The 23,448-nt window shown below is 59.1% G+C and carries 19 protein-coding genes; 11 read left to right on the top strand and 8 right to left on the bottom strand.

Annotated elements, in window-relative coordinates; translation table 11 throughout:
* Positions 1 to 2 precede the first annotated feature (2 nt).
* From LMG28727_RS11035 to LMG28727_RS11020, 4 genes are all read left to right on the top strand, one after another.
* Positions 3 to 1,628, top strand: a complete 1,626-nt coding sequence (locus LMG28727_RS11035; protein ID WP_236591705.1) for a flavodoxin domain-containing protein — start codon at positions 3 to 5, stop codon at positions 1,626 to 1,628.
* Positions 1,629 to 2,040: 412 nt separating this feature from the next.
* A complete protein-coding gene (locus tag LMG28727_RS11030) occupies positions 2,041 to 2,979 on the top strand; it encodes a LysR family transcriptional regulator (RefSeq protein WP_201642330.1) in 939 nt (312 codons plus the stop codon).
* An 81-nt stretch (positions 2,980 to 3,060) separates the two neighbouring features.
* Entirely contained in the window at positions 3,061 to 3,645 is a 585-nt protein-coding gene (locus LMG28727_RS11025; RefSeq protein WP_201642402.1) for a glutathione binding-like protein, read from the top strand.
* 70 nt (positions 3,646 to 3,715) lie between these two features.
* Entirely contained in the window at positions 3,716 to 4,129 is a 414-nt protein-coding gene (locus LMG28727_RS11020; RefSeq protein ID WP_201642329.1) for an RcnB family protein, read from the top strand.
* Positions 4,130 to 4,277: 148 nt separating this feature from the next.
* Here LMG28727_RS11020 and LMG28727_RS11015 read toward each other — a convergent pair whose 3' ends face one another.
* The 5 genes from LMG28727_RS11015 to LMG28727_RS10995 form a co-directional block, all read right to left on the bottom strand.
* The gene (locus tag LMG28727_RS11015; RefSeq protein WP_236591704.1) at positions 4,278 to 5,081 is read right to left on the bottom strand and encodes a carbohydrate ABC transporter permease; all 804 of its coding nucleotides are present in this window, start codon (positions 5,079 to 5,081) and stop codon (positions 4,278 to 4,280) included.
* Between the two features lie 82 nt (positions 5,082 to 5,163).
* Complete coding sequence (locus LMG28727_RS11010; protein WP_201642327.1) at positions 5,164 to 6,075, bottom strand: carbohydrate ABC transporter permease; 912 nt, start codon at positions 6,073 to 6,075, stop codon at positions 5,164 to 5,166.
* 10 nt (positions 6,076 to 6,085) lie between these two features.
* Positions 6,086 to 7,417, bottom strand: a complete 1,332-nt coding sequence (locus LMG28727_RS11005; protein ID WP_201642326.1) for an ABC transporter substrate-binding protein — start codon at positions 7,415 to 7,417, stop codon at positions 6,086 to 6,088.
* 39 nt (positions 7,418 to 7,456) lie between these two features.
* Complete coding sequence (locus LMG28727_RS11000; RefSeq protein WP_201642325.1) at positions 7,457 to 8,452, bottom strand: TauD/TfdA dioxygenase family protein; 996 nt, start codon at positions 8,450 to 8,452, stop codon at positions 7,457 to 7,459.
* A gap of 145 nt (positions 8,453 to 8,597) precedes the next feature.
* Positions 8,598 to 9,812 (bottom strand): porin, encoded by a 1,215-nt coding sequence (locus tag LMG28727_RS10995; RefSeq protein ID WP_201642324.1) that lies wholly within the window; start codon positions 9,810 to 9,812, stop codon positions 8,598 to 8,600.
* Between the two features lie 479 nt (positions 9,813 to 10,291).
* Here LMG28727_RS10995 and LMG28727_RS10990 point away from each other — a divergent pair, with 479 nt between their 5' ends.
* Positions 10,292 to 10,696 carry a VOC family protein gene (locus tag LMG28727_RS10990; protein WP_201642323.1) on the top strand — a complete coding sequence of 135 codons (405 nt, stop codon included), beginning with the start codon at positions 10,292 to 10,294 and terminating at the stop codon, positions 10,694 to 10,696.
* 32 nt (positions 10,697 to 10,728) lie between these two features.
* Here the strand turns inward: LMG28727_RS10990 and LMG28727_RS10985 are convergent, their stop codons facing one another.
* On the bottom strand, positions 10,729 to 11,508 hold the full coding sequence (locus LMG28727_RS10985) for an SDR family NAD(P)-dependent oxidoreductase (RefSeq protein WP_201642322.1): 780 nt from the start codon (positions 11,506 to 11,508) through the stop codon (positions 10,729 to 10,731).
* A 131-nt stretch (positions 11,509 to 11,639) separates the two neighbouring features.
* Here LMG28727_RS10985 and LMG28727_RS10980 point away from each other — a divergent pair, with 131 nt between their 5' ends.
* Together LMG28727_RS10980 and LMG28727_RS10975 are read left to right on the top strand one after the other, a co-directional pair.
* Complete coding sequence (locus LMG28727_RS10980) at positions 11,640 to 12,542, top strand: AraC family transcriptional regulator (RefSeq protein ID WP_236591703.1); 903 nt, start codon at positions 11,640 to 11,642, stop codon at positions 12,540 to 12,542.
* Between the two features lie 210 nt (positions 12,543 to 12,752).
* Positions 12,753 to 13,886 (top strand): FAD-dependent monooxygenase, encoded by a 1,134-nt coding sequence (locus LMG28727_RS10975; RefSeq protein ID WP_201642321.1) that lies wholly within the window; start codon positions 12,753 to 12,755, stop codon positions 13,884 to 13,886.
* Between the two features lie 84 nt (positions 13,887 to 13,970).
* Here the strand turns inward: LMG28727_RS10975 and LMG28727_RS10970 are convergent, their stop codons facing one another.
* Positions 13,971 to 15,167, bottom strand: a complete 1,197-nt coding sequence (locus LMG28727_RS10970) for a GGDEF domain-containing protein (protein WP_201642320.1) — start codon at positions 15,165 to 15,167, stop codon at positions 13,971 to 13,973.
* A gap of 414 nt (positions 15,168 to 15,581) precedes the next feature.
* On the opposite strand from LMG28727_RS10970, the gene LMG28727_RS10965 reads away from it, so the two are divergent.
* Positions 15,582 to 16,193 carry a TetR/AcrR family transcriptional regulator gene (locus tag LMG28727_RS10965; RefSeq protein WP_201642319.1) on the top strand — a complete coding sequence of 204 codons (612 nt, stop codon included), beginning with the start codon at positions 15,582 to 15,584 and terminating at the stop codon, positions 16,191 to 16,193.
* A 108-nt stretch (positions 16,194 to 16,301) separates the two neighbouring features.
* Here LMG28727_RS10965 and LMG28727_RS10960 read toward each other — a convergent pair whose 3' ends face one another.
* Positions 16,302 to 16,934, bottom strand: coding sequence for a glutathione S-transferase family protein (locus LMG28727_RS10960; protein WP_201642318.1), 633 nt, complete (start codon positions 16,932 to 16,934; stop codon positions 16,302 to 16,304).
* Positions 16,935 to 17,239: 305 nt separating this feature from the next.
* On the opposite strand from LMG28727_RS10960, the gene LMG28727_RS10955 reads away from it, so the two are divergent.
* The 3 genes from LMG28727_RS10955 (at position 17,240) to LMG28727_RS10945 (ending at position 23,443) form a co-directional block, all read left to right on the top strand.
* A complete protein-coding gene (locus LMG28727_RS10955; RefSeq protein ID WP_201642317.1) occupies positions 17,240 to 18,739 on the top strand; it encodes an efflux transporter outer membrane subunit in 1,500 nt (499 codons plus the stop codon).
* Between the two features lie 75 nt (positions 18,740 to 18,814).
* A complete protein-coding gene (locus LMG28727_RS10950; protein ID WP_201642316.1) occupies positions 18,815 to 20,074 on the top strand; it encodes an efflux RND transporter periplasmic adaptor subunit in 1,260 nt (419 codons plus the stop codon).
* 9 nt (positions 20,075 to 20,083) lie between these two features.
* On the top strand, positions 20,084 to 23,443 hold the full coding sequence (locus LMG28727_RS10945; RefSeq protein WP_201642315.1) for an efflux RND transporter permease subunit: 3,360 nt from the start codon (positions 20,084 to 20,086) through the stop codon (positions 23,441 to 23,443).
* Positions 23,444 to 23,448: the final 5 nt, after the last annotated feature.

Genomic DNA, 23,448 nt, shown 5'->3' with positions numbered 1-23,448 from the left:
GTGTGTCCCGCGCGGACGTTTCCAAGTTTAACGTGATGTGTTGCGCGCTGGCTGTGGTCGGCGTGAGCACCGCGTATTTCGGCGCGACGCGATTCACGATGGCTAGCGGCGTGATCGTCGCTTATCTGGCGATGTGCGTTGGCGTGCTTCGCGCACACCGCCAGCGCTCGCTTCCGATCGCGTACGGCGCAACAACACATGACGAAACGTACGCGACCGGCACCCTGATCGCGTACGCAAGCCAGACCGGCTTTGCCGAACAACTCGCAGTACAGACCGCGACACTGTTGAGTCGTGCGGATCACGTGGTTCACGTTGAGCCGCTCGATGCACTCAGCCTGGAAACGCTCGCACGCTATCGTCGGGCGCTTTTCATCGTCAGTACGACCGGTGAGGGCGATGCGCCCGACCATGCCACAAGCTTCGTCCGTAACGTGATGTGTGCGAATGCAACGGCATCGTTGCGAGGTCTGCGCTACGGTGTGCTCGCGTTGGGGGACCGAAGTTATCACGACTTCTGCGCGTTCGGTCATGCGCTCGATCGCTGGCTGCGCAATCATCACGCGGAGCCGTTGTTCGACCTGATCGAAGTGAACGAGGGCGACCCTGCTGCGTTGCGATCGTGGCAGACGTGTGTTTCTTCACCGACCGCCAGTATCGAAAACGACACGCTCGTGCCCGGTGCGCCTACGCGCTGGATTCTGAACTCGCGCACGTTGCTCAATCCTGGCAGCGCGGGTGAGCCCGCGTTTCACGTCTGTCTTGAACCCGCCGATCCGGCCGCGCTGAGCTGGCAGGCTGGCGATATTGCGGAGATTCGCCCAGCACATCCTGAGATTGTCGTGCGGAGATGGATCCAAAGACTCTCGGTTCGCGAGGACGTTGTTGTCGAATGCGATGGTGAGCGCAAGACATTTTTCGAAGCCATCGCGACTCGCGTATTGCCGGCGATAGTCGACCCATTGAGCGGGCAGTCGCCTCAAACCATTCTGGATTCGCTCGACCCGTTGCCTTCGCGGCAGTACTCGATTTCGTCATTGCCGGCCGATGGTCAGCTCGAATTGCTGGTGCGACAGTCGCGTTATCGTGACGCGTCGTCCCGCGATGGCGTAGGTCTCGGACTCGCTTCAGGCTGGCTAACGCAACATGCCGCGCGAGGTGCGTCGATCAGCGTGTGGTTACGCACGAATCGCAGCTTTCACCCGCCATCGGACGACCGGCCATTGATCCTCATTGGCGCGGGCACCGGACTCGCGGGCCTGCGTGCGCATCTGAAGCTCCGGGCGGTGCGCGGTCATTATCGAAACTGGCTGATTGTTGGCGAGCGGAGCGCTGCGCATGATGCGTTTCATTCACACGAACTCGCTCAATGGAAGTCGGAAGGCGTGCTTCAACGACTGGACCAGGCATGGTCGCGCGATGGCGGCGAATGTCGTTACGTGCACGATGCGATGCGCAGTGCGGCTGAACATTTACAGCAATGGGTCCAGGACGGTGCGTCGATCTATGTATGCGGCAGCATGCAACGGATGGCGCATACGGTGCACGCTGCATTGATCGATATTCTTGGCGAAGCGCAACTGGTCGGATTGCGCGAAGCAGGGCGATATCGGCGCGACGTTTACTGACTGCGTTAGTCGATAAACGCCATTGGCGGTCGGTGGTTGCGCTCACGAGAATGGCCCAGTTTAGTTATCCGGATTGTTAGGCCCCGACGGGTGAATGATGTCTGCTCAGGTGACTGCCAGTTGGCCGGTTGAACTGAGTGCTGCGCCAGTAAAGAAGTCCAGCGAGAAGCGCAGCTAGAAGCAGCCGGCGGTTCCAGTAAAAAAAGCGGGTCCCCGCGCCGTCTTTCATCCACGAATGCTTGACGACAAGAAACTGTCAGATTCATCATGCAGGCTCCCCGGGCGTTACCTGCCTCGGGCCAGTCTGGTTTTGGCCTGAACATTTCACACCGCGCCATTTCATGGGAATAGGGCATTCCGCAGACGTGTCGCGCTAACGAAAGAAAAATGAAAGAACGACAGGAGCGTAGAAATGGACAAGTTTTACAACATGTCGGTGTTCGCGCGAGTAGTCGAGATGGGCAGCTTCCTCGCGGTGGCGAATCACCTGGATTCAACCGTTGAGAACGTTTCAAAAGCGGTGTCTACGCTGGAAGAGACGCTCAATACGCGTCTGCTGCAACGCTCCGCCCGGCAGATATCAGTGACGGATGCGGGCAGGCGTTTCTATGAGCATTGCACGGAGATTCTTGTCGATCTCGAACATGCCGAAGCGGAAGCGCGAGACGCGATGCCGGAACCGCATGGCAGGCTGAGAGTGCACTCGGTCCCAGGCCTCGGGCGGACCCACATCACCGAGGCGGTGCTCGCGTACCGCAAAGAGTTTCCTGACGTCACCGTCGATCTATCGCTATCGCAACGCCTGCCAAACCTGCTGGAGGATCAACTCGATCTGTCTATCGTTGTCGCTCGCACGCTGCCCGATTCGGCCTATGTGAGCCAGAAGATAGGCGCCAGCCAGTGTGTGCTCGTCGCTTCGCCCGAGTATCTTGCTGAGCGTCCTGCGCCCACCCGGCCTGAGGAACTCGCCGATCACAACTGTGTGTTGCTTGCCACCGTCGACTATGCGCCCGACGAATGGCATCTTCAGAGTGCGAGCGAAAGCGTGACATTTCGCCCTACGGGGCCGCACTTTGGCGTGAACGACATGGAAGCCATGTCCGTCGCTTTGCACGCAGGTGCCGGAATTGGCCTCCTCGCGGGTTTCTCTGCGATCGACGCGTTGCGCGCGGGCACACTCATTCGCGTGCTGCCGGAATTTCACACTTACGCGAGAAACGTGTATGCGGTGTACTTATCGCGCCAACTCGTCGACGCGAAGATCAAGCATTTCGTCGAGACATTGAAGGCTCATGTCGGGGCAAAGCTCGATGCGTACGCACGGGAACTGCATATCCACGCCGTCGAATAACGAAGAAAAATTCTCCGCGCGTCGGCATAGCCCTTGCTGCACGAATGGGGCTATCCACCCGAACGAAAGGAGACATCCATCATGAAGCTGTTCTATTCACCCGGCGCGTGCAGCCTTGCTGACCACATCGCCATGCATGAAGCCGACATGACTTTCGACAGGGTTCGTGTCGATCTGAAAACAAAGCTCACTGAGACCGGACAGAAGTTTGAGGAAATCAATCCGAAGGGCTATGTTCCGACGCTCGAGATGGACGACGGCCAGATACTGACGGAAAACGTCGCGATACTGTCGTGGGTCGCGCAGCGTGGTGCGTCGCTCGCGCCGCATGGTGAGTCGGGTCGACTACGGTTGCTTGAAATGCTGGCCTTCATCTCGACCGAAATTCACAAGCAGTTTGCACGGATTTTTAAACCGGCTTCCGACGCAGACGCTGCTGCGGCTCGCGAGAAGATCAGTCAGCGTTTCAAACTGATTGGCAACATGATGAAGGGCGATTACCTGTTCGGCAATGATGTCAGCGTGGCGGATGCTTATCTGTTCACCATGTTACTCTGGGCTGACAGGGTTGGACTCGAGGTGCCGCAAGTGCTTACCGATTTTGCGCAGCGTATGCGGACGAGGCCAGCCGTTCAGCTTGCTTTGAAGCACGAAGGACTGGCATGATCGCGTGGAGGCTTGGCACGTACTGCCAACCTCTACACAGTTACCGCATCACTTTTCATGGGAAACACACATGAAGTCGAGGAACATCGTACCGCTTTTGATTGCTTCGTTACTGGGCACGTCGGTTGCCGCGTTCGCACAGCCGCATGATGATAACCATGGTGGTCCGCCGTCGCATGGTGGTCCGCCATCGCATGGCAGGCCTGGTCCCAGTCATGGAGGGCCGCATGGTGGCGGTCACGGACCTGCTCCTCGCGAAGCATCGATCGACCGCCCTGGTGGCCCCGTTCCTCATAACGACTGGCATAAAGGCGAACGGTTGCCGCAAGAATACCGTGATCGCAATTACGTAGTCGACGATTGGCGCGGCCATGGATTGCAGCCGCCGCCGCGTGGATACCAGTGGGTTGGCGTGAATGGGGATTACGTACTCGCTGCGGTTGCAACGGGCATCATTGCAAACGTTCTGCTCTCCGGGCACTAAGCAGAGTCTTCAGGCGGTGGCTGAGTGAAGCTCGCCACCGTCTGTCTGTCGAACTGGTTCAAACGGGCATTCTCGCAGCGCTTGCGAAGATTCCGAACGCTGATAGATGACATAAAAGCAAAGACATAAAAACCAAAACATAAAACGTTCAGTCTTTAATGCCGCCAGCGGTCAGGCCGCGAACCAGATACGTACGAACCAGCACCGTGAATGCGACGACGGGCAACATCACCAGCGTGCCGGCAGCGGCAACCTTGGTCCATTCCCAGCCTTCGTATTGAAGAAAATTCACGATCGACACCGGTGCGGTAATCGCATTGGTTCGTGTAAGAATCAGTGCATAGAAAAAGTCGTTCCACGAAAAGATAAAGCACAGCACCGCAGTGGCCGCCAGCCCAGGCGCCGCGAGTGGTAGCGTGACGTGCCAGAAGGCCTGCCACACGCCGCAACCGTCGATATGTGCGGCTTCTTCCAGCGCGAGAGGCACGGCGGCAAAGAAGGTTTGCATCAGCCAGATCACGATCGAAAGGTTAAAGGTCAGATAGACGATGACAAGGCCGGTGATCGTGTCCTGAAGTCCGAGCCATCGGTAAGCGAGATAGAACGGGATGGTGAACGCGATCGGCGGCGCCATACGGCTAGTGAGAATCCATAGCGCGACGTGCCTGCGTCCGCGAAACTTCCAGCGGGTTAGTGCGTAGGCGGCCGGCACGCCGATAACTAACGAAAGCGCCGTCGAAAACGTGCTAACCAGCAGGCTGTTGACGAACGAACCGGCGAAACTGCTATGAAACAGGCCGGTAAATGCATCTAGCGTGGGTATGAACAGCAGACCGTCATCGAATACCGCATCGGCGGGACGTAACGCCAGTTGTACCAGCCAGAAAAACGGAAAGAGCAACACCAGCAGGAGCGCGATGACGACCCATGCGCGCGCATTGCGTCGAATCAATGCGCCGACTCGGGATGCGCCAGGTGCTATCCACCTTTTGCGGAGCGCCGATCCCGCACGAAGATCATGGTCTGTAGAAGCACTAGTCTGCGTCATGACCATTCCATCCGAGTTTGCCGACGAGCCAGCTCAATAGAAATACGCCGACGAGAATGACCGTTGCGATCGCGCTCGCGTAACCCCAATACGAAAAATTGAATGCCTCAATAAAGCTGTAGTAGTTGGTGACTTCGGTTACTGTGCCCGGGCCTCCATCGGTTAATACGTAGATCAATGGAAATGCCTTGAAGCTGTCGATCAGCCGGAACAGTCCGCACACAACCAGAACGGGACGCAGGTAGGGCAGCATGATGAAGCGAAACAATTGCCAGCGGTTCGCACCGTCGAGACTCGCGGCCTCTAATGGATCGTCTGGAATAGTCTGTAATGCGGCTAATACCATCAACATGGTGAACGGGAACCATTGCCATGTGTCGGCGGCGGCAATGGCCCACAACGCCGTTGAAGGGTTGGCTATGAGTGAGCTCGCAGGGTAACCGGCTGCCTCGAGCGCGTGATGAAGCGGGCTGATATCGGGTGTGTAAATGATCTTCCAGATCAACGCGGCAACAATGGGGGGCAACACCATCGGAATCAGGAAGACGGTGCGCACGCCTCTGAGCAGCGCCGATTTTCCGTTGAGTAGAAGCGCAAGACCGAGGCCGATCGCTAACTGCAACGTGACGCTGGCCACCGACAATTTGAGCTGCGTACGAACCGAATCCAGAAAGCGCGTGTCGTGCAGCAACTGCCGATAATTGACCAGTGGATCGTCAAAGCGAAAAGTGGCCGCAGGATTCGTCATGCTAAGCGGCGTCAAACTGACCACGATGAGCACAAGGGTCGGCACCAATGTCACGACTGCCAACGCGATCAGCGAAGGAGTCAACCCGAGAAGAAACGCTCGTTGGCGTTGCGAGGCCCACGTCAACGAAGGGAGAGGTGCGGTCGACATATCGTAGACGTCAGATCTTTATGCCGGCTCGCTTCACTTCCGCGATCGACGCCGCTTGCGCCTGTTGCATGGCCTGTTTTGCCGATAGCTGCTTCGTTGCAATGCGTGCGATCGCGGTATTGAGCTGTTGATCGACCTGCGGGTAGACCGCGACCGTGCGGTATTTCATGTGACCGGACTTAGCCGCGAGATCGATCGATTGAAGCGACAACTCGGCCAGATCATGGCCATTGATCAACTGCTTCGCGCGGAATTCTTTCGAGTCGATATCCGAGCGCCGTGCTGGAGATCCGTAGCCGGCAACAACCGCGCGGCGTGTGATCTGTTTCGACTGCGCCCATTGAATGAATGCCCACGCAGCTTCCTTGTTTTTCGAAGCGGATGGAATACCCAAAGCGTGGACGGCAACGCCGGGAAAGCGTCCCGCAGGCCCCTTCGGCACCAGGCCGAAATTGGCGGTCTTGATTGTTCTGCTGGCCGCTGCGTCGCCGAGTTGTGCGAGGTAGAGCTGACCTGCATCGGTGAAATTGGTGCGGCCAAGCTTGAGTGCCTGGGTGACCTGGTCGGGCGTATAAGTCACGCCTCCGTCGGGGCCAAACTCGCTGATGAGATTCGCGTAGTATTCGGCGGCCGCAATGGCTTCGGGTGTGTCGAGCGTGGGGAACAGATCGTCCGGCGGCGCACGGAAAACATTCCCGCCGAACGCCTGCAAATAAGGCACGAATGTCCAGCCGTAGTGGTTGTCGGCGACATAGCCTGCCACGCGCTCTTTCTTGTTGACGGCTCGCAGTACCTTGACCAGATCGTCGGTCGTGTCGGGATAGGCAAAGCCCGCTGCCTTGACGAGATCGAAACGCGACGCGCCGGACAGCAGTACCTCCGCATCCCACGGAATGCCATACAGCTTGCCGTCCTTGCCGGTCTCCGGCGCCAGCGCGCCCGGCAAAAAGTCCTTCACATCCCAATCAGCCGCGGTTAGCGCCGGATTTTTGATGAAATCGTCGAGCGGTGTCAGCCAGCCGGAATTGATCCACCGGCTGCTATAGATAAAGGTGACGTTCAGCACGTCGTAAGCGGAGCCCCGCGTGGACAGTTCGAGATCGGCTCGCTGGTTATAGACCGGAAACGACGGCGCGTCGAAGTTCACTTTGATCCCGCTTGACGCCTCGAATTCGGGCAGCCATTGTTGCAGGAGCTTTGCATACGCGGTGCTGAATACCGACACATTCAGCGTCACACCTGAGTACTTTTTCGCGCCGGATTGCGCGCGAACCATGCGTGGCAGAATCGCCGAAGCACCTAATGCGGCGGCGGCCTGAAGCAGGCGTCGTCGTTGTGTCATGAGTGGAATGCGCCGGTTATGAGTTGTCTGGAGTGCAGTTCAGGCAGCGGACGCGATGGGCTCGCGCAGCGCGTGTTGCGACGGTTCTTTTGAATCTGTCTGCGGCGCTTGTTGCGGCTCGCGAAGTGTGCGGCTATGACGCCCATCGATGGAAACGGCGCGTTCGCCTGCAACCGTCACGCGACGGACGAGGCGATCTTGTGTGCCGTAATCGTTGACCGCGTAGTGCTGGGTTGCCCGGTTGTCCCAGATCACGACATCGTTCTGGCGCCATTGCCAACGCACCGTGTTTTCCAGGCGAATCACGCGATTTTGCAGAATCTCGAAGATGCGCGCCGACTCCGAACTCGACAGTCCGACGATGCGTTTGATGAAATGCCCCAGCAACAAGGCTTTTTCACCCGATACCGGATGTACGTGAACGATCGGATGCTCGGCTTCGTACACTGCCGAAACGAACACGTTCTGGTGATGCGCGAGACGTGTCGCGGCGGACTGCGAGTCCGTCCCTGCAACGCGTTCGGCGCCGTAGTCATAATCGTTGGTGTGCACGGCCCAGAGTGAATCCGCGAGGCGCTTCAGATCGTCTGGCAGGCGCTCATAGGCGACTGCCGTATTCGCCCACACCGTATCGCCTCCGTACGCCGGAATCTTGACGCCGCGCAGAATGGAAATCTTGGGAAAGGCGTCGATGAAAGTGATGTCGGTATGCCAGGAATCCGCGCGGCCGCCGCCCTTCGACGCGTCCAGTTCAAACAGTTTGGTGCCTTCCGGCGAAGGTACCGTGGGGTGCGCAATCGTATCGCCGAAACGTGTGCCGAAGGCCTGATGCGATGCGTCGTCCAGTTGTGATTGATCGCGAAAGAACAGTACTTTGTATTTCACCAGCGCGCGATGCAGTGTGTCGATCGCGGCATCGTCCAGATCGGGGGAGAGCTTGATGTCCTGAACCTCTCCGCCAATCAATCCAGCAACGCGCCGGATGCGGAGGTTTTCAAATGAGGTGTCCAGATTCGTTTCGGCGGAAGAACTCACGGCGGGCGCTCCTATAAGAAGAGGTAAAAGTGTAGGAAACTGCGCGTGGCAGTCAAACCAACCAATCGGAATATCGATTCCATTGATGGATGGATGAGCTTCACGACAAAGCGCGAATTACCCGCTTCGCATCGCTGCGTGTGAATCAGAAGCGGTGAATCAACCCGGCCCCGCCGACAAACTGGCTTCGGCTAGAGGACGGCGCGGAGTTGAAGCCGTCGCCGATGTCCGCGGTTGCTGCGATCACAGTAGTACCGTCTGCTGCAAGTGTCTGGCCGTTTGAACGCTGATAGGCCTCGACCGCATACACGCCGGTACTCTTCGACAACGCGTAATACTGCGCGAATGACACCTGCTGGTATTGAGCGCCGTTAGTGATGCCATTTGCCTTTGCCGCTCGTGTGTAGCTGTAACCCGCCGCGATGCTGGTCGCCGGCGATACGCCGTAGTGAACGACAGCGCCCAGCGTGTTCCAGATAGCGGTCGATTTGAACGCGGAATTGGTACCTGCGATGTATTGGACATTCGAATAAGACACGGACACATCCAGCTTCGACGTGAACGCATAACCGCTAGTCACCGCAATACGCTGTTGAGCCGCCGCAGTCTGGTAACCGTTGGTCAGCGCGGATACCCCTTGCTGAGTGGGTCCGGCTGTAGCGGTCGAATTGGCGCTCCATGCGCCGCCGCCGGGTGATGCGTTATTGAACCGCTCAATAGCGGCCGCGATTCCGGCCGCCCCCATCTTGTACTGAATGCCGGCGCTCCAACTCGAACCCAGGTTAAAGCTGCCAGGCTGTCCGCCGAATGCGTACGACCCGCCTATGGTGAATCCGTGCACGCTCGGTGACAGATAAACAAGGGAGTTGCTGGTCTTGTACGTGGTGTCCAGATTGTCGATGTCGCCAGGATGGGCGCCCGAGAAGCCCGTTAGCCACGTGGTCGGACTATATGGCGACAGGAGTGTGTAATAGGGCGTCAGTTGGCGGCCGCCGGTGAGCGTTCCGTAGTGGGGATTCGTGAGTCCGACATACGCCCATTGTCCGAACATCGCGTTGGTGAATTGCGAGGCACCTGTATTCAGATTGAAGCGCGAATCCAGACTAAAAATCGCAGCCGTGCCGCCGCCCAGGTCTTCCTTTCCTTTTAGTCCGAATTGACTGCCGGTCCATACGCCCGCCTGCGTCTGAACCGCGCTCTTGCCGTTTTTCGTCGAACCAAGCGATGTCTGATTGCTCGTGTAGAAGAGCCCATTGTCAGCAATACCGAACAACGTCACGCTGCTTTCCGCGAAAGCGTGACTGGAGAGAACAGTTGCCAGTAACGTGGAGATCTTGAGGCACTGCTTATATTGGTTCATTGTGCAGTAGGAGATGTGTGGTATTGAATGGCCGGTTTATGCCAGAGATGCCAGAACATCATTTAGGGCAACGTAGCGGCAGGAACGCGGTTCTCATTGCTTCTTGTCCCGAAACGGAGCGATGAGTGTAGGAAATTCGCTGTGCGCGCAGAACCAAGCAATCGGTATATAGATTTCGATTGCTGGTATTTGAGGCGGAGCGGGTTTGATGCTATAGCCGGGGGGTGAGGCTATCGGAGCGGTGACTCAGGAGATCCGCACGAAGGTTGTGATGCTGACGATGAACGGGTGAAACGGATGACCCTTCAAACGCGAGTCAGCCACCCAGGGAAAATCCTTCGGCTTCGTCGCAACGCCCGTGTCGCGGGCGTTAGCGCCAATCCAGCATGGGCGTCGCGATGCGAGTATTGAATATGAGCGTTTGCTCGTAACATTCTCCGTACGGAACGCGAGAAGCGATCCGCATCACGGAGATCGACATGAACGATATCACCACCACCATGAAGCTCAACCACTTGAGTTTCCCCTCGTCTGACGTAAGCGCCACCGCTACATTCTTCGAGGAACACCTAGGCTGCACTGTCGCCGGCCGCGGCACAAGCTGGTTTCTGAAACGCCCCGGATTCGACATCGTGATCGATGACGCTGCGGCGCATCCAGTCAAGTGGCCGCATAACTTCCACATAGGTTTCGAACTGCCTTCGCTCGATGAGGTTTGCGCGCTTTACGGAAAGATGTCCGCCGCTGGCGTCGCAATGAAAACCGACGTCTTCAAACATGAACGCGGTTCCCGGTTCTTCTGTGAAGTACCGGGCGGTGTGCTAGTCGAAATCAATACGCGAGCGGATGCGGATGAGCATTATCGCGGGACGTTCGATCTTTGAGCGATGTGATCGCTTTGTTGAAGCGCGTCTGGCTAGAGAACCATCCCACCCGACACTTCAATGCGTTGCCCATTGATCCACCGATTGTCATCCGCCAACAGCGCGGCGATCATCGGGCCGATATCGTCAGGCTCGCCGACCCGGCCGAGTGCTGTCATTTCCGCCACGCGTCGGTTGATTTCTGGGTTATCGCGCACCATGCCGCCGCTGAAGTCGGTGGCGATGGCACCCGGCGCGACGGTGTTGACCGCGATTCCTCGCGCGCCCAGTTCCTTCGCCATGTATCGCGTCAGCACTTCGACGGCGCCTTTCATTGACGCATAAGCGGATGATCCAGGAAGCGTGACACGGGCCAGGCCGGACGAAATATTGACGATCCGGCCGCCGTCGCTGATAAACGGCAGAAGCTTTTGCGTGAGGAAGAACACGCCTTTGAAATGGACGCGGTAGACGGTGTCCAGTTCGTCTTCGGTTGTCTTGTCGAACGCGTTATGCAGCGAGGTTCCCGCATTGTTGACGAGGTAGTCGAAATGCGCGGCGCCGAGGCCGCCCAGTGCACGCTGAACATCTTGCACGAACTGATCGAACGAAGCGATGTCGCCGGTGTCGAGGGTGAGTGCCACGGCCCGGCGGCCCATCGCTTCGACGGCGGTCACGACGTGTTCGGCTTCTGCGCGATTCGAATGATAGGTAAAGATGCTGTCGACGCCTCGCCTGGCGAGATTCAATACGGTATTGCGGCCAAGTCCACGGCTCCCGCCAGTGACGATTGCAATCCGCGGGTTCGACGTTGAGGTAATAGTAGTAGGCATCGCGCGCGCTCCATGAGTTAGTTTGGCGTGGAGAAAAGATAGCCTTTGACTCGTCGCGAGTGAATGCCGAAACTCACTCGTTTCTTGCCTAATCCTGCCCGGTCGCCTATAACATCCACGCGATCCAACCGATGAGACCCACTATGCTCGACCCGCTAATCGACGCTGTGACCCGCTATACGAACGCGCAGCGCGGCGACAACCCGTATGTCACGGCGGTCGAAGGTCTGACGATTCTTCGTTCGAGTCACGAGACGCGGCCCAATCACCTGATCCACGAGCCGGCACTTTGTATCGTCGTTCAGGGGGCAAAGGCGACGACGTTCGGCAATCGGCGCTTCGATTACAAGGCCGGCCAGGCTCTCGTTGTCAGCATCGAGACACCGGCGTTTGGCCGCGTGATTGAGGCCAGTCCGGATAAGCCTTTTCTTGGCATCGTCATCGAATTGAATCTGTCGATCATGCGCGAGGTCGTGGAGGCACTGAACACGCTTCCCGACTCGGGCGTTGCCACGCGATCAGCGGTTTTCGTTGCCAATTTCGACGGGCCGCTGGCCGATTGCGCACTGCGCATGGTCCGGCTGGTCGATACGCCGCAAGCCATTCCAATGATCTATCCGCTGCTCATGCGCGAGATCAGCTATTGGCTTCTGAGCGGGCCGAGCGGCGGCGAAATCGCGCGACTGGCGCTGGCGGGCAGTCATTCGCAACGTGTGATGAACGCAATCCATTCGTTACGCGAGCGCTTTGCCGAGTCGGTGAGTATCGAAGATCTGGCACGCACCGCGCAGATGAGTGCTTCGGCATTCCATCGGGAATTCAAGGCGATCACTTCGATGACGCCGCTGCAGTACCAGAAGCAGCTTCGCCTGATAGAAGCGCGCCGTTTGATGACGGCTAATGCAACGAATGTGGAAACGGCCGCGTTTCAGGTGGGGTATGAAAGCGCGTCGCAATTTAGCCGCGAATACTCGCGCATGTTCGGCGCGCCACCGCGACGTGAGGTGGTGGCGCTGAAGAGGGTGGCGTCGTAACCCAGGCGAAAGCATGCCGGTTCTGGCGGTGGCGATGAGCATTTGCCGATGCGTCAGAACCCTATCCTCCGGGCAGAAGTTCGGTGAAGATGGCTTTCAACGCAATCAGCGCGTTTGCGTTGAAAAAATATGTTCGATTGATGGCCGGCCAAGCGCCGCGCTTTCATTGTGGCTCTGCTTCCCGACTCATAACGCTAATGGGGCCCTCGCATGACTCGAAACGTATTGATCTCCGGCGCAGGCGTCGCCGGGCTGGCACTGGCTTACTGGCTGGATCGCGCGGGATTCAAAACGGCGCTGGTCGAGCGTGCTCCGGAATTCCGGCGGGGCGGCCAGGCTGTGGATATTCGGGGTGCCGCGCTCGACGTGGTGCAGGCAATGGGACTACTCGACGAGGCCCGCGTATTGCGCACGCGACTAAAGGGCATGTCGACGCTCGACGACGAGGGCAACGAAACGGAGCGCACCGAGGAACGTACTTACAGCGCCGGCCGGCTCGATAACGACGACATCGAGATCTTTCGCGATGATCTCTGCGAGTTGCTGATGGGTGCAATGAGCGAGCGCGTCGAATTCATTTACGATGACAACATCCGCGAAGTCGACGATCGCGGCGACCGTGTGGCGGTGACGTTCGCATCATCGGGCTTGATCCGCGAGTTCGATCTGCTGATTGGCGCCGACGGCATTTACTCGAACCTCCGTAAGCAATGCTTTGACGATGAAGCGGCGGTTGTTTGTCCACTGGGTGTGGTTCTCGCTCTTTTTTCGGTTCCCAATCTGATCAAACTCGGCGATTGGCAACTCGGGCATCGGCAAGGCAACGTCGGATATGTGATTTACCCGAGCCGCGACAAGCGTGAGCTTCGGATTGGGGTTGGCTTTCCGGCACCCGAATCCATTGTGTCGCGAAACGATGTGGACGCGCAGAAGCAACTCGTTGCCAGCCATTGTGCTCACCTGAAGGGCGACTTTGCGCAGTTCATTGATGCAATGAAAACCACCGATCAGTTTTACTACAACGAGCTAGCGCAGATTCGTATGCCGTCGTGGTCGAAAGGACGTGTCGTCCTTGCTGGTGACGCAGCGCATTGCGCATCGCCTTTCTCAGGGCAAGGCACGAGTCTCGCGCTCGTTGGCGCCTTCGTACTGGTTCGCGAACTGATTCGGCATTGGCAAGATCCGGCGCAAGCATTCGCCGCGTACGAACGGCTTTTGCGGCCCTATGTGAATCTCAATCAGGCACTTGTCGATCTCACCCGCAAAGGACCGATGCCCGATGACTTGATGACCCAGGCGAAGAACGGTATCGATCTGCGCGAGCTGCTCAAAGAGCTTCTTTAGCAAATGGACGTGTGCGTGTTAACCGCAGGCGTTGTTAGCTCGACTGTGCAGTGTTTGGAAAAACCGATCGGCGCACTGCGCACGTTAATTGGCGTCTTGCGGCGACCAATCCATATCGTCGGCAACGCTTGCGGATTTCTGTGTTCGCGGATCGAGCTTCTGCCCGCTTTTCTTGTTGCGCTTCGCGTCGTACATCGCGGTGTCGGCAAGGCGCAGCACTGCATCGATATCGGTGTCCTCTGCGCTTACGTTCGCGATGCCGACGCTTGCCCCGATCGTCACGACGAGACCCGGCGAAAGCTCGAAGGGCTGTGCGATCGTGCACGCGATGGCCGCCGCCAGTTCTTGTGGCGCGTGGCCTTCCACGATCTTTTCGACGATCACGAATTCGTCGCCGCCCATCCGTGCGACCAGCGCGTGTTGGCTTGCGAGCGCGCGTAGGCGTGTTGCCACCTGAATCAGCAGCATGTCGCCGGCTTCGTGGCCGTGGGCGTCGTTGACCGGCTTGAAGCCGTCGAGGTCGAGATAGAGGAGCGTCATCCCCGCGCGCACCGGCGGCGCGTCATGCGGACCTGTCGCCTTGAACAGTCCTTCACGGTTGAGAAGGCCGGTGAGCCCATCGTGACGCGCGCGGTGACTGTTCTCGCGTTCGGCTTTCATGGTTGAAATGAGCATGCCGTTTAGCCGCTGGGCGGCGACACTCATCGCAAACATATAGAACGGGATTTGCAGCAGCGTGAGCAGAAGCACCGGTTCGCCAGCGAGCAACGCGCCGAGACAGCACGGCCCGAGCGAGCAGAAGATCATCACCGCAACAAGGCGCGGTGCGGCAAAGTTGCGGAAACAGATTCCGCCGACCATCGCGGCCGCTGACAGGAAAGACAACGTGGCGGCAACCCAATCGCCGCTGACCGCACTGACAAACGCGCCATAGCCGACTGTGATGCCCCAGAGCGGAGCCAGCAGGATGTAGAGATCGGTGGGTGTCGTTCTGGCCTGGGCCGCCCGGTGCCGGGCAATCGCAAGCACACATAGACGAACCGCGCACACTGCGATTTCCGCGCCGAGCCATAGACGGAAAGGCCAGGTGGGGTGCCGGTATGCGAGAACCCATGCGACTGCGATCGTATTGAATACGCCGCCGAAGAAAATGGGTAGTGTTCCGAACAGCGTGCCGACCAGGGCGACGCGGATCTCGTGCGGTGTTTCCTGCCCTGGCGCTGCGAGCCATTGAGCCAGTCGGCCACGCGGCAGCGAATAGATTTTTTGAGTGCTTTGCACGAGCAACACCTTTTTGCGGGCCAACGCCCGCGCCTGATCTCGAGGCGACGACAATCAAGGGGCGGCCCGCATCCGCTATTGTGCGGTGCAGCCTGGATCAGCGTTTTCCCCCGAATACGCTGTCACTCCGCCTGCATCTGGATGACCGGTCAAGATGGACTTGTCGTGCAGATTGACTGTTCCTTTGGCCCTTGGCATCCCGTGTCCGAGTTTATCAGGCTTCGTGCCAGGCCTGGCGCGACGGTAACCGTGGGAAAGCGGGTACCGTGGCCGGGATCGCGTTGCTCGCGCGCGCTGGCAGCGGTCAATTTCGAAGCAGGCTGCTTATGAATGGTTTTCAAATTAGATTTTGTATAGCATCTATAGGGAACACAAATTCAGGCACGCCGTCATTCGGCAAGAGAGTGAATAGAGATGAGAAAGTCGAAGCAGGAGACTGCTGAAACCCGGCAGCGGATTGTCGAGGCCGCATCGGCGGAATTTCGTCGCAATGGTATCGACGGAACCGGCCTGGCCGATCTCATGGCCACCGCGGGGTTAACGCATGGTGGGTTTTATAAGCACTTCGGGTCGAAAGAGCAGGTAGTGGAGGAATCGGTCGCGTTGGCGATCGAGTCGATGGCGGACTCGATGGACCGGACGCTGTCGGCTTCCCCAGGCATTCGCGGGCTCCAGGCGGCAATAACGGAATACCTCGGCGTTGAGCATCGTGACAATGCCGCTAGTGGTTGCCCGTTTGTCGCATTGGGAAGTGAAGTTGCCCGTAGCAGCGACACCGTTCGCGAAGCCACGACTGCGGGTTTTCTGAAGATGGTGAACTCAATGGCGAGCCAACTCGACGGCGTATCGGCAACCGCCGCCAGAAAAGACGCGTTGGTGATGCTATCGACCATGATTGGAGCCATGACCATGGCGCGAATCGTCACTGACTCCAGTCTTTCAGCATCGATACTCAGGCAGGCGCGTAAGCATCTGACCGATCATCTTGAGCGGGAAGCGTGCAGCACGAAACCGCAGCACGGTTGAGATTGACGACTACGTTATAGCGTCCGCGTGCGCTATGCGTGCCTTATGCATGTTATGCGCGCGTAATCGTCGATCAATAGCGTAACGCGTGCATCCTCTTGCGTACGATCACTGATCGTCCAGTTTGACAGCAAAACCGCGTTGTACGCCGGGGCGCTCGAACAAGGTCTCGTACCATCGTTTGACATTGGGGAAATCGTCGAGTGAGACCTGATGACGCTCGTGCCGCCACGCCCAGCCAAGAATCGCGAAATCCGCGACGGACAACTCACCAGCAACAAATTCGACCTCGGCAAGCCGCCGGTCCAGTACCCCGTAGAGGCGCCGGGTTTCGTCCGAATAACGCTTGAGCCCATAACGCCGGTCGATCTCCGATTCGACTGCACGGAAGTGATGCACCTGCCCAGGCATCGGACCAAAGCCGCCCATTTGCCACATCAGCCATTCGATGACCGGCACCCGCTCGCGCAAATTCGCGGGCAGAAACTGGCCGGTTTTTTCGCCAAGATAGAGCAGGATCGCGCCGGACTCAAAAACGCTGATCGGTTGACCATCGGGCCCATCAGGATCGACGATCGCCGGAATCCGGTTGTTCGGACTGATACGCAGAAAATCGGGTGCGTGCTGTTCACCTTTCGAGATGTTGACCGTCCTGACGGTGTACGGCAAGTTCATCTCTTCGAGCGCGACGCTGATCTTGCGACCATTCGGCGTATTCCACGTGTGAAAGGCAATTGTCATTAAAGTGCTGTGTATTTGAAAGAATCAATCATCGCAGGCGCGTTGTAGTAATGCCCTAAATAAATATGTGATCCTGACCAATCTTTGAAAGTCGTGCGACTATGCGTGACCAGTTATTGTTCGTAATCACAATCGGGATTGATATTTATTTTTAAGGTAGTTAAATATACAGGGTATTTTTCGTCTCGTAGCCGTACTACCGTTCCGGTGAACAGGGGAGTTGCGTGCAGAGTACTTCGCAGACCTTGGAGCTCGCTTACGAAGGTAATACACGCTCTCAATCGCGGCGCGTGATCCGGTGTGGCATGGCGATCCTTATCGCCACGTCGCTTGCCGCGTGCATGGTGGGTCCGGACTATCGCAAGCCGGAAGTCCAGTTGCCGGAAGGATTCAAGGAGGGCGTGGACTGGCAGCGCGCCCAGGCCAATCCGCAAGCGGCGATCTCCAGTACATGGTGGCGTATGTATGGAGACGACAAGCTCAACGGGCTCGTCGAGCAGGCGTTGCAAGCCAACCAGTCCATCGTGGCGGCGGAAGCCGCCTATCGGGTCGCGCTCGCCACGGTCGAGTCGGACCGGGCAGGGTTGTTTCCGATCGTGACGGCGGGCCTGTCCGGTGCACGCTCGGGCGGCAACCTCGCGGGACTCGAAGGGATCGGCACCAACACGTCGAGCCCGCCGAGCAACAGCGTGGTTGCCAGTGGCGCCGTCAGTTGGGAACTGGACCTGTGGGGGCAGATACGGCGTCAATTGCAGGCGGCGAAAGCCAATGCCCAGGCATCGGATGCGCAGCTTGCCGGTGAGCGCATCTCGATCGCGGCGGCCGTCGCGACCGACTATTTCCAGCTACGCCAGGCGGACGTCAACATACGCATGTTGAAGGAGCAGCAGGACCTCTACGGCCGCATTCTGGCGATGACGCAGACCGGATTCAAGGAAGGCTTCGCGTCCGGCGACGACGTGCTCAACGCACAGGAGAATCTGCAGATCGTGATCGCCGACCTGCAGACAACCGAAATCTCACGCGAGCAGAACGAGCACGCGATCGCCGTGCTGACCGGCACGCCGCCGGAGTCGCTTTCCATCGCGCCTGATCCCAACTATCAGTTCGTTTCGCCTGACGTGCCGGCCGCGCTTCCGTCGCAATTGCTGGAGCGGCGTTACGACGTGGTGAGCGCCGAACGCACGGCGGCGGCGGCCAACGCCAGCATCGGCGTCGCCGAAGCGGCGTATTTTCCGACGCTGACGCTCTCCGCCGAAGGTGGTTTCGCGCACAACACGTTCGCGCATCTGTTCACTTTGCCGAGCCGCTTCTGGACGCTCGGCCCCGATCTCGCAGCAACCCTGTTCGACGGCGGTGAGCGCACGGCAGCGGTACATGGGGCGCGCGCGACCTACGACGAAGACGTCGCGAACTACCGGAACACGGTGCTGACCGCGTTTCAGAGTGTCGAAGACAGCCTGTCGTCGATGAACCACCTGCGGGCGCAGGCAGGCGCGTTCGCCAGCGTCTATGACAGCAGCAACCGGCTGTTCGCCAGCCAGCAGGCGCAATTCAATGCCGGCGCAACCAGCGAGCAGAACGTGCTGACGCAACGGCTGACGTTGATCCAGGCGGAAGAAAGTCTGCGTGACACGCAGGCACAACTCGCTGAAAGCAACGTGCTTCTCGTCAAGAATCTGGGCGGCGGATGGCAACGCGATGACGCGAGCGTGGCATCGGCGCCATCCGCTGCTTCGATGCCTTCGTCATTGCCCGCTACGGGCGCAGTCGCTCCACCCGCCGCACAGCCGTCCGCGGACTAACTCGCCTACTGTTTCGTACGATCCGGCACATCGCGTCGTCTGCGTACGCTGGCCTCAAGCAAGAACGGAGTTCTCATGAAGTCACGCCTTCAGCGCGCGTCGCTGTCGTACCTGTGTCTGATCGTGCTCGCCGCCTGCTCGAAGAGCACACCGCCGCCTCCGCCGCCGCAGGTCGCGACGTTCAAGGTGCAGGCGCAAACGGCGCCGCTCGAGCGCCAGTTCGTCGGCCGGCTTTCGGCGTTCTATAGCGCCAACGTAACCGCTCGCGTGTCCGGCGTGCTGCTGCGACGGACGTACACGGAAGGCTCTCAGGTGCGCGCAGGTCAACTGCTGTTCGAGATCGACCCGGCGTTTTACCGCGCGCAACTCGACAACGACCTGGCGCTGCTAGCCCAGGATCAGGCCACTTATATCAACGACAAGATCACTGCGGCCCGCAACCGCAAGTTGTTGCCGGTCGGTTCGGTGTCGCAACAGACCGTCGACAACTCCGACGCCGCTGAGCGCAGCGCCGCAGCCAAGGTGAAGGCCGATCAGGCCGCTGTCGAGACCGCGCGGATTGCGCTGAACTACACCCGCGTGACCTCGCCGATCAGCGGTATCGCCGGGCAACAGCAGGCAACGGCCGGCGCGGTGGTCGGCACCAGCACCACGGACACGGGCGGCAACGGCACGCTATTGACCACGGTCCAGCAGATCGACCGGATGTACGTCAACTTCACGATCAGCTCGGCCGATCTGGCGAACCTGCAACAGTCGCAGAGCAACGGCTCGGTCGAACTGCAGCAGCAGAAACTGACCGAGGTGCACATCAGGCTGCCCAACAATACGGAATACGGCACCGCGGGTACGCTCGATTTTTCCGACGTGTCTGTGAATGCGGCGACCGGCGCGATCAATATGCGCGCGTTGATCGTGAACTCGCAGCGGCGTCTGCTGCCCGGCATGTACGTGACGATGATGGTCAACTTCGGCCGCCAGAACAATGTGTTCCTCGTGCCGCAGCAGGCGTTGCAGCGCGATACGGTCGGCGGCTTTGTGTACGTGGTCGGGGCGGACAACAAGGTCATGCGTAAGGACGTCGAGACGCACGATAGCCAGGGCAACAACTGGATCGTCACGCATGGGCTGACGAACGGCGACGAGATCATCGTGACGGGCGTGCAGATGGCAAAGGAAGGGGCGCCAGTGAAAACCGTCGCATGGCAGCCGCCCGCGGCGGCCTCGGACGCGGCGGCGGAGGCACCGGCCTCGGAGGCACCGGCGTCGGCTCCTCCAGCGTCGGCATCAGCGGCTTCGTCGGCGGCTCCGGCTCCGGCCAGCAAGGCGGAGTAGGGGACCGCCATGCCGAATTTTTTCATCAACCGTCCTGTCTTCGCGTGGGTTATCGCGATTCTGATCTGCCTGTTCGGCATCATCTCGGTGCACAGCATGGGGATCGATTCGTACCCCGACATCGCACCGCCGGAAGTGACCGTCACCGCGAACTATCCGGGCGCGAGTGCGCAGACGATGGAATCGACGGTGACCCAGGTGATCGAGCAGCAACTCACCGGCATCGACAATCTGCTGTATTTCAGTTCGTCGTCGAGTTCGAACGGTCAGACTACGATCACCCTCACGTTCGCGACCGGCACGAACCCGGACATCGCTCAGGTGCAGGTGCAGAACAAGGTCACGCTGGCCGAGCCATTGCTGCCTTCGCAGGTCACGCAGCAGGGCGTAGTGGTCGCAAAGGCGAGCCCGGACATCCTGATGTTCGTCGCGTTGCAATCCACCAATCCCGCCATCGATGCAGGCCGTCTGAGCGATATTCTCGCGTCGCAGATCCAGCCGAACATCGGCCGCGTGAGTGGGGTCGGCAATACGACACTGCTGGGTTCGGAATACGCGATGCGGATCTGGCTCGACCCCGACAAGCTGCAAAGTTACGGACTCTCTACCACCCAGGTGCTCAATGCCGTGAGTGGACAGAATGCGCAATTCGCGGCTGGCTCGCTCGGCGCGGACCCTGCGATCAAGGGGCAGGTATTCACGGCGACCGTGACCGGCGACCGTCTTTTCTCGTCGCTCAAACAGTTCCAGGACATCATCCTCCTCGCGAACAGCAATGGCACGACCGTCAAGCTGAGCGATGTGGCGCGTATTTCGTTCGGCTCACAGACGTATGGCTTCGCACCGGTCTATAACGGCAAGCCGGCTGGCGGCATGGCCGTGTTCCTGTTGCCGGGCGCGAACGCGTTGTCGGTCGCGAAGGCTGTCAAGGCCGAGATGGCGATACTTGCGCGGGACTTGCCGCAAGGCGTGACGTGGAGCGTGCCTTATGACACCACGCCGTTTATCACAGCCTCGATCATCGACGTGATCCGCACGCTGATCGAAGCGATCGTGCTGGTGTTTTTCGTGATGCTGATCTTCCTGCAGAACCTGCGGGCCACCATTATTCCGACGCTGGTGATTCCGGTTGCGCTGCTGGGGACTTTCATCGGCTTGTCGGCGCTGCACTATACGCTCAACCAGTTGACGCTGTTCGGCATGGTGCTCGCCATCGGCATCGTCGTCGACGACGCGATCGTCGTGATCGAGAACGTCGAACGCATCATGACCGAAGAGGGTCTGGAGCCACGCGCGGCGACCCGCAAGGCGATGGGTCAGATCACGGGAGCCATTATCGCGATCACGGTGGTGCTATCCGCGGTGTTCATTCCATCCGCGCTGCAGCCTGGCGCGACCGGCATCATCTACGCGCAGTTCGCACTCACCATTGCCGTGTCGATGGGATTCTCCGCATTCCTCGCGATGTCGTTCACGCCTTCGTTGTGTGCGGCGATCCTGAAGCCCGAACACGAGAACAAGAAGAACTGGTTTTACCGATGGTTCGACCGCTCGTTCGACTGGACCTCGAAAAAATATCTTGGCCACGCGGGCAAGGCGGTGGGACACGCGCCGCGCTGGATGGTGGTGTTCGTGCTGGTCGTCGTGCTAACGGGGTTCCTCTATACCAAACTGCCGACCAGCTTCGTGCCTGACGAAGATCAGGGCTTCGTGCTCGCACTGATCAATCTGCCGCCAGGGTCGACACTGCAACGAACCAACCACGTGATGGACGAGGTTCGGACCACGTTGCTGAACAGTGCGGTCGGTAAAGACATCGTGGGCATTTTCCAGCCGGAGGGTTTCAGCTTTGTCGGCACGAGCGAAAACGTCGGCATGTCGTTCATCAAACTCGCGGACTGGGACAAACGTTCGCGCACTGCGATGCAATTGATTCCGCAGATGAACGGCATCCTGCATGGCATTTCCGATGCGCAGATCTTCGCGGTGAATCTGCCGACCATTCGTGGTCTGAGTCAGTTCGGCGGCATCGACATGTATCTGCAGGCACGGTCCGGTCAGTCGCGCGAAGAACTCGGCCAGGCTCAGGGCACGCTACTGATGGCGGCAGCCAAGAGCCCGGCGTTGTTTGGGATTCGCCCCAACTCACTGCCGAGCGCACCGCAACTGGACGTCGCGGTGGACCGTTCGCAGGCTGAGGCAATGGGCCTTTCGCTGACCGATGTGTACGACACGCTGGAGATGCAGCTCGCGCCGTTCTACATCAACCAGTTCACTTACGGTGGCCGGGTGAAGCGCGTCTATATTCAGGCGGACGCGCCGTTCCGGATGGACATGAGCGCGTTTCAGCATCTGTACACGCCGAGCCTGTTCACGAACAGCACCGGCACCGGCACCGGCACGACCGCGAGCCAGTCGTCGTCTGCCACCACGACTTCGGCGAACGGTTTCACGATGGCCGAGAACCCGTCGCCCGCGAATACGTCGATCAGCCCGTATAACATGGTGCCGCTCTCCAGCGTGGTGAATGCCAAATGGACCTTCGGGCCGTCGGTGTTACCGCGCTATAACGGGTACTCCGCGATCGAGATTGTCGGCAACTCCGCGCCGGGTTATTCGACCGGGCAGGCAATCGATGTGCTGCAGAACATCGTCGACCATCAATTACCCACGGGTTTTGCGGCCGACTGGACCGGGCAGTCATTCCAGGAATTGCTGTCGGGTTCCTCAGCGACGACCTTGCTGATGCTGTCGATCGTGGTGGTGTTTCTGTGTCTCGCCGCGCTCTATGAAAGCTGGTCGATTCCGGTGGCTGTGCTGCTCGTCGTGCCGCTCGGTATGCTCGGCATGCTGGTGTTCTGTCTTGCATTCAGCGTGCCGAACGACATCTACTTCAAGATCGGTCTCGTGACCGTGATCGGTCTCGCGGCGAAAAACGCGATCCTGATCGTCGAGTTCGCCGTCGAGAGCCAGCAGCAGGGGATGACACTGCGCGATGCGGTGCTGACGGCGGCACGGCTGAGATTGCGCCCGATTCTGATGACCTCGGCGGCGTTTATCCTTGGTGTGTTCCCGCTCGTGATTTCTTCGGGTGCGGGTGCGTCCTCACGGCATGAAATCGGCACTGGGGTGATCGGCGGGATGCTGTTTGCGACTGCCTTCGGTCTACTGCTGATCCCGGTGTTCTATGTGGTCGTGCGGCAACTGCTGGGTGACAAGCTCGACGAGGTATCGAAGAAGATGCCTCATCACGATGGTGACGGCGAGGACGGGCACGATCCGCACGACGGCGGTAAGCCGGGCGGCGGCGGTCCTGATGGCGGTGGCCCGGGCGGCACCAGTTCTGCGGGGGAGGGCACGCCAGCCTGATGAAC

Origin of the sequence: Paraburkholderia metrosideri (assembly GCF_904848625.1) — a bacterium.
Taxonomy (GTDB): Bacteria; Pseudomonadota; Gammaproteobacteria; order Burkholderiales; family Burkholderiaceae; genus Paraburkholderia; species Paraburkholderia metrosideri.
Note: the sequence above shows the minus strand (reverse complement) of the source record. Positions and strands in the feature narration are given on the sequence as shown.

Coding starts and splice junctions, on each gene's coding strand:
- LMG28727_RS10945 (WP_201642315.1), top strand. CDS start 20,084: ATGCCGAATTTTTTCATCAACCGTCCTGTCTTCGCGTGGGTTATCGCG.
- LMG28727_RS10995 (WP_201642324.1), bottom strand. CDS start 9,812: ATGAACCAATATAAGCAGTGCCTCAAGATCTCCACGTTACTGGCAACT.
- LMG28727_RS11005 (WP_201642326.1), bottom strand. CDS start 7,417: ATGACACAACGACGACGCCTGCTTCAGGCCGCCGCCGCATTAGGTGCT.
- LMG28727_RS10990 (WP_201642323.1), top strand. CDS start 10,292: ATGAACGATATCACCACCACCATGAAGCTCAACCACTTGAGTTTCCCC.
- LMG28727_RS10960 (WP_201642318.1), bottom strand. CDS start 16,934: ATGACAATTGCCTTTCACACGTGGAATACGCCGAATGGTCGCAAGATC.
- LMG28727_RS11010 (WP_201642327.1), bottom strand. CDS start 6,075: ATGTCGACCGCACCTCTCCCTTCGTTGACGTGGGCCTCGCAACGCCAA.
- LMG28727_RS11030 (WP_201642330.1), top strand. CDS start 2,041: ATGGACAAGTTTTACAACATGTCGGTGTTCGCGCGAGTAGTCGAGATG.
- LMG28727_RS10950 (WP_201642316.1), top strand. CDS start 18,815: ATGAAGTCACGCCTTCAGCGCGCGTCGCTGTCGTACCTGTGTCTGATC.
- LMG28727_RS10980 (WP_236591703.1), top strand. CDS start 11,640: ATGAGACCCACTATGCTCGACCCGCTAATCGACGCTGTGACCCGCTAT.
- LMG28727_RS10985 (WP_201642322.1), bottom strand. CDS start 11,508: ATGCCTACTACTATTACCTCAACGTCGAACCCGCGGATTGCAATCGTC.
- LMG28727_RS10955 (WP_201642317.1), top strand. CDS start 17,240: ATGGCGATCCTTATCGCCACGTCGCTTGCCGCGTGCATGGTGGGTCCG.
- LMG28727_RS10965 (WP_201642319.1), top strand. CDS start 15,582: ATGAGAAAGTCGAAGCAGGAGACTGCTGAAACCCGGCAGCGGATTGTC.
- LMG28727_RS10975 (WP_201642321.1), top strand. CDS start 12,753: ATGACTCGAAACGTATTGATCTCCGGCGCAGGCGTCGCCGGGCTGGCA.
- LMG28727_RS11020 (WP_201642329.1), top strand. CDS start 3,716: ATGAAGTCGAGGAACATCGTACCGCTTTTGATTGCTTCGTTACTGGGC.
- LMG28727_RS11025 (WP_201642402.1), top strand. CDS start 3,061: ATGAAGCTGTTCTATTCACCCGGCGCGTGCAGCCTTGCTGACCACATC.